At 51.1% G+C, this 12479-nt stretch carries 13 protein-coding genes; 6 read left to right on the forward strand and 7 right to left on the reverse strand.

Going from position 1 to position 12479, the window contains the following annotated elements; all coding sequences use genetic code 11:
• Positions 1-116: 116 nt before the first annotated feature.
• The 4 genes from BOC67_RS13285 to BOC67_RS13300 form a co-directional block, all read right to left on the reverse strand.
• A complete protein-coding gene (locus tag BOC67_RS13285; RefSeq protein WP_291910816.1) occupies positions 117-767 on the reverse strand; it encodes a hypothetical protein in 651 nt (216 codons plus the stop codon).
• Between the two features lie 145 nt (positions 768-912).
• Positions 913-1806 carry a DMT family transporter gene (locus tag BOC67_RS13290; RefSeq protein ID WP_291910818.1) on the reverse strand — a complete coding sequence of 298 codons (894 nt, stop codon included), beginning with the start codon at positions 1804-1806 and terminating at the stop codon, positions 913-915.
• A 47-nt stretch (positions 1807-1853) separates the two neighbouring features.
• The gene (locus tag BOC67_RS13295) at positions 1854-3080 is read right to left on the reverse strand and encodes an MFS transporter (RefSeq protein ID WP_291910819.1); all 1227 of its coding nucleotides are present in this window, start codon (positions 3078-3080) and stop codon (positions 1854-1856) included.
• Positions 3081-3134: 54 nt separating this feature from the next.
• Complete coding sequence (locus BOC67_RS13300; protein WP_291910820.1) at positions 3135-3824, reverse strand: FadR/GntR family transcriptional regulator; 690 nt, start codon at positions 3822-3824, stop codon at positions 3135-3137.
• A 558-nt stretch (positions 3825-4382) separates the two neighbouring features.
• Here BOC67_RS13300 and BOC67_RS13305 point away from each other — a divergent pair.
• The 3 genes from BOC67_RS13305 to BOC67_RS13315 all read left to right on the forward strand — a co-directional run bounded on the left by BOC67_RS13305 (position 4383) and on the right by BOC67_RS13315 (position 8308).
• Positions 4383-6776: a prolyl oligopeptidase family serine peptidase gene (locus BOC67_RS13305; RefSeq protein ID WP_291910822.1), complete on the forward strand. Its 2394-nt coding sequence runs from the start codon at positions 4383-4385 to the stop codon at positions 6774-6776.
• Between the two features lie 178 nt (positions 6777-6954).
• Positions 6955-7833 (forward strand): AraC family transcriptional regulator, encoded by an 879-nt coding sequence (locus tag BOC67_RS13310; RefSeq protein ID WP_291910823.1) that lies wholly within the window; start codon positions 6955-6957, stop codon positions 7831-7833.
• A gap of 16 nt (positions 7834-7849) precedes the next feature.
• Positions 7850-8308 (forward strand): DUF983 domain-containing protein, encoded by a 459-nt coding sequence (locus BOC67_RS13315; protein WP_291910824.1) that lies wholly within the window; start codon positions 7850-7852, stop codon positions 8306-8308.
• A gap of 107 nt (positions 8309-8415) precedes the next feature.
• Here BOC67_RS13315 and BOC67_RS13320 read toward each other — a convergent pair whose 3' ends face one another.
• Positions 8416-8718: a hypothetical protein gene (locus BOC67_RS13320; RefSeq protein ID WP_291910825.1), complete on the reverse strand. Its 303-nt coding sequence runs from the start codon at positions 8716-8718 to the stop codon at positions 8416-8418.
• Between the two features lie 184 nt (positions 8719-8902).
• On the opposite strand from BOC67_RS13320, the gene BOC67_RS13325 reads away from it, so the two are divergent.
• Positions 8903-9175, forward strand: coding sequence for a hypothetical protein (locus tag BOC67_RS13325; RefSeq protein WP_291910826.1), 273 nt, complete (start codon positions 8903-8905; stop codon positions 9173-9175).
• A gap of 75 nt (positions 9176-9250) precedes the next feature.
• Here the strand turns inward: BOC67_RS13325 and BOC67_RS13330 are convergent, their stop codons facing one another.
• Positions 9251-9784: an SMI1/KNR4 family protein gene (locus tag BOC67_RS13330; protein ID WP_291910827.1), complete on the reverse strand. Its 534-nt coding sequence runs from the start codon at positions 9782-9784 to the stop codon at positions 9251-9253.
• Between the two features lie 207 nt (positions 9785-9991).
• Between BOC67_RS13330 and BOC67_RS13335 the strand changes: the two genes are divergently transcribed.
• Positions 9992-10279 carry a hypothetical protein gene (locus BOC67_RS13335; RefSeq protein WP_291910828.1) on the forward strand — a complete coding sequence of 96 codons (288 nt, stop codon included), beginning with the start codon at positions 9992-9994 and terminating at the stop codon, positions 10277-10279.
• A gap of 178 nt (positions 10280-10457) precedes the next feature.
• Positions 10458-11174 carry a hypothetical protein gene (locus tag BOC67_RS13340; RefSeq protein WP_291910829.1) on the forward strand — a complete coding sequence of 239 codons (717 nt, stop codon included), beginning with the start codon at positions 10458-10460 and terminating at the stop codon, positions 11172-11174.
• Here the strand turns inward: BOC67_RS13340 and BOC67_RS13345 are convergent, their stop codons facing one another.
• On the reverse strand, positions 11175-12449 hold the full coding sequence (locus BOC67_RS13345; protein ID WP_291910830.1) for an erythromycin esterase family protein: 1275 nt from the start codon (positions 12447-12449) through the stop codon (positions 11175-11177). It lies immediately after the preceding gene.
• Positions 12450-12479 lie beyond the last annotated feature (30 nt).

Genomic DNA, 12479 nt, shown 5'->3' on the forward strand with positions numbered 1-12479 from the left:
ATAAAAAAACGAACCACTGATTACGTCGGGTAGCAAAGCTGAAGCGAAACAATCGGTAGTTCGTGGATAAAAAAAAGCAGGATATTGCTATCCTGCTGAAAATCTTTCAATGAAAATCAACCAGGCATCCTGGAAATGTACTTGTCCATTTCTTTGATCTGGCTTACCAATTGCTCGGTAGTAGGCTTCTGCGCTTTTGCCCTGCGGAAATACTCCTTGGCGGATTTAAAGTCGCGGCGGCTCATGGCAATAGAAGCCAGCGTCAGCAGCGCGGCGGCGGAATTCTCTTTATCCGGCAGGCCCATACGCAATGCTTTCTTCAGGTTCTGATCCGCAGTTTTCAGGTCATTTTTCTGGTAAGCGATGGTGCCCAGCTGGAAGTACTGCATACCCTCATATTCTTTCATAGGGCTGCCGGACTGGATGCTCTGGCGGATGGTAGCCTCGGCTTTATCCAGGTCGTTGCTGTACATGGCCATGTTACTCTGCATAAAGAAGTAAACGGAACGGATAGGTTTATACAGCAGTTTAGGAAATTTTACCTGGCTCATTAAAGCGTTGGCCCTGTCGAGGTCGCCGGCTTCCACCGCTTCCTGCACCAGGCGCATAGGTCCAAACATCAGGTGCGTTACAATACATGCTACCGCGAGTACCAGTACAATGGTAGCTTCCCACCAACCCACCGTCAGACCGAGGGCAATACCGCCAATCAACAGGAGTATGCCTATTGGAAAGCGATATAGAATAAAAAAGTTAAATGCTTTCATGGAGAATCTGTTCGTAATTCACTTAATTCTAATACGAGGCAGCAAAGATAAATAAAATAGGCATAACGGCAATCTGAGCGGGATGTTGCCGCCATAGGCGTATAAAAATGGGGCTAACGTCAATGGTGTGGCTAATACAACGACTTTAAACCGGTTGATTCCCCGCTGCCGGCCTCTTTTTCAGATTTGCCAGCACTATAGCCCCGAGAATCACCAGCACCCCTGCAAACTGCAGCAGTGTAATCTTTTCATGCAGCAACACCATGGCTGCTATGGTGGCTACGGGCAGCTCCGCGGCGCTCAGGATGGCGCCCAGGGCCACGCCGGTTTGCGGCATCCCCTTGGAAAAGAGGAAAGGCGGCAATACCGTGCCAAATAAGGCCAGCGGCACGCCCCAAAGCCATAGGCTGGTTTCCGTAAAACGACCGTTAATCAGGTATCCCGGAGGAAATAATACCGTAATAATTACAAAAGCCCCCGTTACAATCCACGCGCTCTTTAGCACCGGCGTGAGGGACTGCCCTACGCGGCCGCTTACTACGATGAAGATCGTGTAGAAAAACGCGGCCAGCAGGCCAAAGCCGATCCCTTTGAGGTTGACCTCCCCGGCGCCATTGCTGATCAGGCCACCGGCCAGGCAGGTGCCTGCCAGTATAAACGCTACGGCTACCCATTGGGTGGCCGTAGGCTTCTTCCTGAAAATCACCCACTCTGCCAACATACTCATCCAGGTAAACTGCATGAGCAGGATAATACCAATGCTGGCGGGAATATACTGTACGCTTTGATAATAGGTAATGCTTACCAGGCCGGTAGAACTACCGAGGATAAAACAGGTGCGTGCATCTTTGGAAGTCAGACCATAGGTGGCAGCGCCGGAGATCAAATGGATCACCCATAACGCCACCATCCCGTAACCGGCCTGAAGGCTACATAACTCCCCCAGTGTAAAGCCATGCTGGTAGCCCAGCTTGACGATAGATGAGAGGATGCCGAAACTACATGCTCCAAGCAAAACGAGCAAAATGCCTTTCCACATAACTTGAATTTTTCTATGGTGCGAATGTAGCCCTATTCATGCAAACGCTACGCTTTCCGTTTTTCCAGGTTAGGCAGGAATCCTGTCAGTAACCCGATCAACGGCAGGTAAGCGCACACTTTATACACGTAATCAATGCTGGTGCTGTCGGCTAATTTGCCGAGCAGTGCGGAACCCACGCCAGCCATACCAAACGCCAGCCCAAAGAAGAGTCCGGCGATCATACCCACCTTACCGGGTACTAACTCCTGTGCATACACGAGAATGGCTGAAAAGGCGGAGGAGAGAATAACGCCAATGAATACACTGAGTACGACGGTCCAGAAGAGGCTGGCATGCGGCAGCAGGAGTGAAAACGGCGCCACCCCGAGGATGGAAATCCAGATCACATATTTCCGGCCGATGCGGTCGCCCAGCGGACCACCAAAGAAAGTACCGGCAGCTACGGCAAACAGGAATACAAAGAGGTACACCTGCGCGCTCTGCACGCTGACATGGAATTTATTGATCAGGTAGAAAGTGTAATAACTGGTCATACTCGCCATATAGAAGTACTTGGAGAAAATCAGTACCAACAGGATCACCAGGGAAAATATCACGGTAGACGTTGGCAGCTTCGCCTTTTCTATATGGTTGGCGGCTTTTTTAGGCTTGGCGCGATGCATGTTCTGGGTGTACCATTTGCTGATGCGCAGCATCACCACGATGGCCAGGAGCGCGGCCAGCGAAAACCAGATCACGTTGAACTGGCCAAACGGTACAATGATAGCCGCTGCCAGCAAGGGCCCGAGGCTGCTGCCGGCGTTACCGCCCACCTGAAAGAGGGATTGCGCCATACCATGCTTACCGCCGGATGCCATATGCGCCAGGCGGGAGGCTTCCGGGTGAAAGATGGCGGAACCCACGCCCGTCAGGGCTACGGATACCAGTACCATGGCAAACGTATGGGAAAACGCAAGGCTCACGAGCCCAATCAGCGTAAAGCCCATGCCGATGGCGAGGGAATAGGGTTGCGGCTTTTTGTCCGTGTACAGGCCTACAAGCGGCTGCAAAATGGAGGCGGACATCTGGAAGGTCAGGGTGATAAGACCCACCTGCGAATAGGAAAGTTTCAGGGAATCCTTTACCAGCGGGTAAATGGCCGGTATGAGCGACTGCATGGTGTCGTTCAGCAGGTGCGTAAAGCTCAGGGCTATCAGGATAGAGAACACTGTTTGCTGGGCTACTTTTTCCACCACGGCAGGGTCCTGTTGTTCGGCTAATGATGTTGACATGATGTGTTACTTTTTAAGATCAGATCATCTGATGTTTTAAGGTCAATAATCCGGTTACTTACCGTGTGTTGCGATTTTAGTCGCGCAGGACCATGCTTTTTTAGGGTCTTTGTCCGCAATGGCGTGCAGCAGCGCCTCATGCAGTTCCTGCGTTTCCTTGAATGTATCCGTAGTGCCGTAGCGTTGTACGAATGCCTGTTTAAGCATATTGGCTACGGTGGCGTACAGCTCTATCATCAGTTCATTTTTCGCGGCTTCCGCAATGGCGCTGTGAAAGTTGATGTCAGCCTGGATGCATGCTTCCAGTTGGTTGCTGACCGCATATTCGTAACGCTTTTTCAGGAAGCCTTTCATCTTCTCCACATCTTTTTTTGACCTGAGCAGGGCTGCTTTTTCGGCGATTTTTACTTCCAGCACCAGCCTTACCTCATTCAGGTCCTCAAAATCGGCCCGCTGCAGGCGCTGGGTGAGCGGCTCTCCGGAGCCCGTCTGCGAAGTGACGAAGGTTCCCAATCCCTGTTGCACTTTTACATAGCCCTTGTTGGCCAGTATTTTCACGGCCTCCCGGATGCTGCTCCTGCCTACGCCGAATTGCACCATCAATTCAGGCTCCGTAGGGAGCTGATCATCCACCCGGTACCTGCCGGATTCAATTGCGTCCTGTAAAAGGCCGGCCACCTCTTCGGCCAGGCTTATCCGCTTTAAGGGAGAAGTACTACTCATCATATCATCTGATGTTTGCAAAGGTAAGCGATTAAGCGGTTGCCAAAAAAATTGATTTTGGGGGAAAGATACAGTTTCCAGCGGGCAGGTGCTGCGTAACGGAACGCCTGCCCTGGCGGTTATGCCGGATTTCGGAATCCAATCTGTAACGCTAAAGTTATCCAGTAAAACGCGGGGGCAGGGGCCTCTTTTCCGGGAGCCCCGGCACGGGGAGCCGTGGCCTCATAATGAGCTTCACGAGCGCGTGATCCGGCCACCAGGCTGATTTCCGGAAAACAAAGTACCTGTTCAGGTCTATCCGGGCAGTGGCATTAGGCTGAAAACGTTCCCCGGCATAGGGCCAGGTGTCCGCTGGTGGAGTTTCCGGGAAGCTTTGCCCGTACAGCCTTAATGTCTCCCCATAAAAATCCCCAAACTTATTTTTTTTTCCGCCCCCCGCCCAGGGTAGGATGGAGGTAGATCTCCCGGCATATTTCTCCCCACGCTTATCACAATTGATTTTAATTTTCTGTTATTAAATTCTATTTTGGCGGGATAGCCTATACTGCTACGTTACAACCAGTATTAATAAAATTGCATATGAGAAAATTAGTTCTGTCATTAACCCTGTTAATGTCATTCAGGGTGTATGCACAAGATGCGCTAAAGTACCAGACGCCCGCACAGAGCATCCTGGACCTCGCGATGGCCGCCCCGTCGCCTACAGTGGACTTCAATGGAAAAGGGGACGTGATGCTGATCCTGGAAAAATCCAGCTATCCCACCATCGAGGAGCTGTCGCAGCCGGAATACCGCCTTGCCGGCTCCCGCATCAATCCTGCTAACTTTGGTCCCAGCCGCGCGCCTTACTACACCGCTATCAAAATCAAAAACCTGGTAGCAAAAAAAGAATACAGCGTTACCGGCCTGCCGGCTAATGCCCGCATCAGCGGCATTTCCTGGTCGCCTTCGCAAAAGCGTATAGCCTTTACCGTTAGCGATAACAACAGCATTACCCTCTGGGTAGCAGACGTCGCCACCGGCGCGGCCAAACAAGCCACCCAACGCAAGCTGAACCTGAACAGCGGCAACGGTTTCTCCTGGCTGGACGATAACCGTTTCATCGTATTTGCCGTACCGGAGAACATCGGTAACCCGCCGGTAAAGCCACTGGCGCCGGAAGGCCCTACCACCCAGCAAACCAGTGGTAAAGCTGCCCCTGCGGCCACTTACCAGGATATGCTGAAGAATCCATTCGATGAGTTACTGTACGATTATTACTTTCAGTCAGCACTGGTGATCGTGGATGGCGCTAATGAAACCCCGGTCACTAAACCGGGCATTTTCGTGGATGCCACCCCATCTCCCGATAAACAATACTTACTGGTGGCAGAGCAACACCGCCCGTATTCGTACCTCGTCGGGGCGGACCGCTTCCCAACTGTTACGTCTATACGTAAAATTACCGGGGAAGAGGTGAAAGTCCTTTCCGACAAGCCGCTGGACGAAGTACGGCCCAAAGGTTTTGACGCTACCTCCAACTATCCCCGCCGCTTCAGCTGGCGTGCGGATGCGCCGGCCACCATCACCTGGATACAAGCGCTGGATGGGGGCGATCCTAAGAAAGACGTGCCTTTCCGCGATGAGCTGAAAAGCCTCGCTGCGCCATTTACCGGCGAACCTGTTTCCCTGGCTAAAACCTCCGAAAGGCTCTATGGCGTGCTGTGGGCAAATAATCAACTCGCCCTGCTCATGGAGGCCAATTCCTCCAAACAGCGCAGGAAGCTGAGCACCATCGATCCATCCCATCCGGACCAGGCGCCGGTGCTGCTGTTCGACCGCTCCGAGAACGACCGTTATAACGATCCGGGTACGCCTGTCACCACTAAAAATGAATACAACCGCTCCGTGGTATATGTATCGCCCGCAGGCGACCTCCTGATGAACGCGCCTGGCGCTTCTCCGGAAGGCGACCGCCCGTTCCTCGCGAAATTCAACCTGAAATCCAAGAAGCAGGACATCCTCTGGCGTTCCAAAGCGCCTTATTACGAGCAGGTAACCGATGTGATCGATCCGGCCCGCCTGGTGGTAGTAACCGCCCGCGAGTCCGTAACCTCCCCGGTGAATTACTTCATACAGGACCTGAAGAAGAAAACTGCCACGCAGCTGACCGCTTTCCCGCATCCGCAACCGCAGCTGGAAGGCGTGCAGAAGCAACTGCTGAAATACAAACGTAAAGACGGCGTGGACCTCACCGCTATGCTGTACCTGCCTAAAGGCTACGATCCCGCTAAGGACGGTCGCCTGCCGGTGCTGATGTGGGCTTACCCGCGTGAATACAAATCCGCCAGCGATGCCGCGCAGGTACGTGGCTCCCAGTACCGCTTTACCCGCGTAACCTACGGTTCTCCCATCTTCTGGGTTACCCGCGGCTTTGCCGTGATGGACGCTACGGAAATGCCGATCGTTGGGGAAGGCGATAAGGAACCAAATGATAACTTCATTGAGCAGCTGGTGATGAATGCCGAAGCGGCGGTGAACAAGATCAGCGATATGGGCATCGGCGATAAAAACCGCATTGCCGTTGGCGGCCATTCTTACGGCGCGTTTATGACGGCTAACCTGCTCGCGCATACGAACCTGTTCAAGGCCGGTATTGCCCGCAGCGGCGCTTACAACCGTACGCTTACGCCATTCGGCTTCCAGAACGAACAACGTAGTTACTGGCAGGCGCCGGATGTGTATTATAAGATGTCGCCTTTCTCCTATGCAGATAAGCTGAAAACGCCTATCCTGCTCATTCACGGCGAGGCGGACAATAACTCCGGCACCTTCCCGATCCAGAGCGAGCGTTTGTACAACGCCCTGAAAGGTAATGGCGGCACTGCACGCCTGGTATTCTTACCGCAGGAAAGCCATGGGTATGCCGCTAAGGAAAGTATCCTGCACATGCTGTGGGAAATGGACGAGTGGCTGATGAAGTATGTGAAATAATATTGATTTCGAAAGGCCCGCTGCTTACCGGCAGCGGGCTTTGTTTATAAAAGCCTTGCTCATCCTGGCCGCCCCCCGATCACCGGGCGCGCCAAAACTCCTTAATAAGTAAAAAGTACCATTAAACCTCCTTTTATAACAACACGGTTAACCCGGCCGGCCGTACCTTTGTCACATCATGGCAAAGGCGAATATCCCTACATACGATATCTGTTCCCTGGTAATGGGAAAGCCCACCCAGGAGGACGTTGTTGTAGCCAGGTTCCCGGATTATCTGGCCGCCCATAGCGACATCCATTTTCCGCACCGTCACTCCTTTTACCATCTGGCACTTTTTACCAGTGGCGCCGGTACGCACACGATCGATTTCGAGCGTTTTCCCGTAAAGCCGGGTCAGCTGTACTTCATGGTGCCGGGGCAGGTGCATGGCTGGTATTTTGAAGGTAACGTGGACGGCTATGTGATCAACGTATCCGCCGGTTTTTTCAACGTCTTTCTGAAAGATGCGGACTATATCGAACGCTTCCCGTTCCTGAGCGGGGTAGCGGCGGAAGGAGTGGTGGAATTGACTGCCGCCGCCCTGAAGGAAGTGCAGCCCATTTTTGAGGAGATGTTGCAGGAAGTGGCTGCGGAACGGCCCTTTAACATGGATATGCTCCGGTTGCTGATGCTGGAATTATTCATCCGCGTAAGCAGGAGTACCCAGCAGGGGGCCATCAAGCAGGATATGCTGCATAACAACCTCCTGTTGCGCAATTTCCGCAAGCTGGTGGAGCAGCATTACATGCAGCTCCGGCTCCCGAAGGATTATGCCGCCATGTTGTACGTAACGCCCAATTACCTCAATGCTTTTTGTCAGCATATGCTGGGTAAGTCGGCAGGGGAGGTGATCCGCGACCGCGTACTGCTGGAAGCCAAGCGGCTCCTGGTAAACGCAGATACCAACATCTCCGCCATCGCCTACCAGCTCAACTTTGCGGATAACTCGTACTTCACGAAGTTTTTCCGTAAATACGCCGGCGTTACCCCGGAAGAGTTCAGAAAAAATATTGTTTGATAAAATACTTAAAGCCATGTGTGCAGATAAAACTCACGACAAAAGACCGAATTTTTTACTTTCCCTGCTGGGCAATAAATGCGCGCGTTGCCGCCGTGGCAGCATTTATTCCGGTTCCAATCCCTACGATTTGAAGAACTGTTTGAAGATGCCGGAAGAATGCCCCGTATGCGGTCAGAAAGTAGAAGTGGAAGTAGGCTTTTATTACGGTACCGGCTATGTAAGTTACGCTTTGTCCATTGCGATTTGTGTGGCGAGTTTGATTGCCTGGTGGCTGTTCGTCGGCTTCTCCATATACGATAACAGGATTTTCTGGTGGTTAGGTTTCAATGGTTTGTTGTTGTTGGTGTTGCAGCCGCTGATTATGCGTTTATCCCGCACCGTGTGGATGGCCTTTTTTGTGTACTACGATGAGAACTGGCGGGAAAGGCCGCAGGTTACCGGAAGGGAACATACCACGCTGAAAAGCGCCTGATAGCTTCGTGGTATCAAATCCTGTGTTTCAATAACGAAAAAGCCGGAAAGGAATGATCCTGTTCCGGCTTTTATATTTCGACTAAAACTGGCTTGGTTAGTGAGCACCTAATCTTTCTTATTATGTATCTGGCTTGCTTTCAGGTACACTTTCTTACCTTTTCCGTCTACGATATATTTCCTGTCTTTTTTGTCGATATACACCGTTTCGCCATGCGGGCCTTCCTTGCCTTTATACGTTTTATCTGTTATGGTGGAGGCGCCTTTCACCGCGATAGAGGCTGTTTTGTTTCCAATTTTCTTTGCGGTACTGTCAATTCCCTGTGCAAATGCACGCTGTCCTGTTATAGAGGCCACCACTCCCAGCGAGGCGGCAAAAATCAGCATTGACAAATTTTTTGGAGTTTTCATGTCAATATGTTTTTTTGTTAAACTAATTGAACATGATAGTTTCAACAAGTATGCCAGTTCAGGGCCCCAACTGTTAATGAAGTTCTTATGTATTGTTAAATGTTTGTATGTAGAGATTTGAGCCCGCTGAATTGTACTTGCAGCGAAATCTTCGTATATTCCTGATAGATAATTCGCTATACCAATGAATCGTAAAGGTCTGTACCTGTCTATTCCCTCTCCCTGTGATCAAGACTGGGACGAAATGGTTGCTACGCACAACGGTAGGTATTGCAATAGCTGCCGCAAGAGGGTTATCGATTTCACTCAGTGTACCGATGAGCAGATTGTCGAAATGGTCAAAGGCCGCAAAGGCGCTTTGTGCGGGCGTTTTCATGCCGGTCAGCTGGGTAGGAACCTGTTGCCGGTGGCGCCGCAGCAGCGGCTGGTACCTGCTGTGTTGTTAACGCACCCTTAACAGCAATACCATTCATATATTGAATTGGGATACCCGCATCCCTGTTCCCCATGTGCCTTCGTGGCTGCGTAAACGTTAGTCTTTAAAGTGATAGCGGCTGTCTTTCCGCACAATCCCCCATTTTTTTGCGTACACATATTCCCCCCTTTCCAGCGCATCGAGGTAGTTGCCCAGCCATGCTTCAAAGGAAGGCGCGATCATCTCGCGGTGCGCATCGTCATGCCAGAGTGTAATCACCTGGCCTGCTCTGCCGCCCGGCGCAGGATCAAAGTCCAGGCAGAGGTGATTCCCCAACCCGTCATAAGTAAATGGTATCCAGCGGGGATTCCACCAGTCGTCCTTTATGCCGCTGTCCGGTTCGGAAATCAGCCTGTCCCCGTTATGCTGGAAAGCGCCATTGTCCAGCAGTTCCTGCCAGGTGGTCCACTCATCCAGGATATCCTGGACAGACAGCAACTTGTCCCCGTTTACCAGGCCTGCTTTCGATACCATCTGGCCGTCGTGAATACTGTAAAAATGTTTGAATGTATTGGGTAACAGGACTCCGGTGGCGGATTCCAGCTCGGCAATATCGTTGAGAGATACACCGGGGTTAAGGATACTAAGCATTTTTGGGGCGTGTTCACGCATCCATAACTCCCATCTGTTCCAATATTGTTCCATTTGACAGGGGATTTGTAGTGCCTATAAAGATGTGAAAAAAAATGGAGATTTTATAGGTTAACTTTCTTCTTTTGCTGCCGTTTTTATAACTATTTAATCGATACTTTTGTATTATAATCAACACTGAAATTATTCAACAGTAAATAGCGTATTATGGCACAGCTACCTAAATTCCTGATCGCGGACGACCCGGTTACAGATCCAGAGAACGAATATATCTTTCATACGCAGGCTCCGCGCTTCTTCGCAAAACGCGTAGAAGAAGATGAGGACACTGCCTATATCGACATCGTTCATGAAATCGACAACGTTGAAGAGTTCTTCAAAAATGCTCCTGAAAAGAAGGAGGAACTGCTCGGGCAGTTGGAGGACTGGTACTATTCCTACATGGAATGGCTGGATGACGATGGCGAAGAAGAGGAAGAAGAAGACGAAGAATAAACCTGCTTCATACGTTAAAGGGATCATGTATTACTACATGGTCCCTTTTTTGTGCTGCATAGCCGGCTGTAATAAAACCGCAGCCAATGGCAGGCAATCCAACAATTCTCCCGGGCTGCTGCTTTAATTTAGAAGAATCATTGTTATATTAGGTTCACAATCACTGTTTAAGTACTACATGGCGATTTATAAATTCAGCGAAGAAAGGATCAGGGACATGAAGAGGCGGATCATCCGCCGCCAGGTGATAATTTTTGCCGTATTGGTTGCCATGCTATGCTACTTTTACTTCTACCGGGATGATGCGCCCAACCGGATGGAGATGTACCTCATCTTCGGCGTACTCATCATCTACTCCGCCTGGAGCAGCATACGCCGGATTAAAATATCCGTTGATGTTTACAAAAGCTTTGAAATTGAGATCAACGACCTTCATATCGTCCGCCGGCAAAAGCACTCGCCGGACCTTACGCTGTCCGTATTCGAAATAGCCCGTATGGCCGAAACCCGTGGCGGTATTGTCGTACGGGGCGAGTCCCCGGATGCGGTAATGGTCATCCCGGACGGGCTGGAGAACTTCGGGGAGCTGGAAAAGCAACTGGCCGCCATCCGGACCTTCGATGAAACGGACGAAAAGTCGTTCCATGAACAATTCTGGTGGCTGGGAATGATCCTGCTGCTGGGAGGAATTGCCGGCTTCTACCTGAGTGATAACAAAATTATCATGTGTATCTCCGGACTGTCTATCCTCGTATTCATGAATGTATTTGTACGGGGCGCTTACAGGAACCGGCTCTATTCCGACGAGCGCCGGAAAAGAGCCAATTTCACCCTGTATGTGCTTTCCTTTATGATACTTGCTTTCACCATATTGAAAGTGATCGGTTACATCTGATCAGCGGGTTACCGGCGTGGAGGTGTGGATAAAGAACAGCCCGTCGAATATCCGTGGCCATATCGCGGTGGCAGGTACGAAGTCCCCGATGCAGCCCACCTGGTTTTGTTGCAGGATTTTTCCTGCCGTTCTGTAATCCAGCAATGCCGCGGCCTTATTAGTACCGGCCAGCGCTGCTTCAATACTACCGGCCGCCGGAGCAGGTACATCCACTACTTTCAGGCTCACATAATCCATATATTTACCGGCCGCGCCCGAAAACCCTAACGCATATACGTTATTGCCGTAATGCTTTTTCAGTTTTGCGCCCATGGGTATGAAGGTATTGTAAAAATCTTCCAGCGCGCCTTTGCCTTCACTATTGCCCATGGTATTGGCAATGTGGCCGTTGTGCGCCCAAACGATGATCTTCTTTCCCGCGTACACCGTATCTGCCAGCCATATCAGGTTATCCGCCATTTGCAGGTCCCGGTAATTGATTTCGTTACCCTTTGCAAATCCCCAGTAACGGATCGCCTGCGACTCAATGCTGCACACCACCCGGTACCAGAAGCCCTGGTCCTGCAGGAGATCGGCGTTTATCTTATTGGATGCCGGTTTGAGCGCTGCTTTCAGCGTGGCAATCTCCTTGAAGAACAAGCCCATGGAAGCAGTGTCCGGCCTGAAGTCCCTGCTTTTAAAAGTTGGCGGGCAGAGGGTTTTGAATACCTGCCACCCTGTGTCTATTAACCCGGTATGATGGCCGGCCAGGAATTGCTCCATATCCGGCATCATTTCGTTAATCGCTTTTGCGCCGCTGTGTTGACTCTCAAAACCGGTAACTGCCAAGGGTTTGGCGCCCTTCACCTGCTGTTGCAGGTAGTTGAACAAGGGGAACATTTCTTCGCTGGTGGCGTACATATAAAACAGGTTGCCGGGAACCAGCGCTTTAAAGGAAGCGCCTTGCTCCGCCTGCGGCCAGATCTTGTTGATATCATAAAATCCACTTTCAAAAGCCAGCACATCAAACCCCAGCTGTTCATGGAGGTATTGGATGATGCGGGTCTTTGCAAGAAACGTAGAGCCTTCACCGTGAGTCTGCTCGCCCAGCATAACGATACGGCTATTACCGATAGCTTTCTTCAACGCCTGCAGGTCCGAATAGTCCGTATAGGCCGGATCAATACTTGCAATAGCAGCCGCATGTTTGTTGACATAGGCGGGAAGCGCCTGCTGCGCCTGCGTTTGCAGGGAGAGCGCCACACAGCATACAGCGATGATTAATTTTTTCATCATGAGTGGATTTATGTAGGTGAGATGTCGGTT

The organism is Chitinophaga sp. CB10 (assembly GCA_001870995.2).
Classification (GTDB): domain Bacteria; phylum Bacteroidota; class Bacteroidia; order Chitinophagales; family Chitinophagaceae; genus Chitinophaga.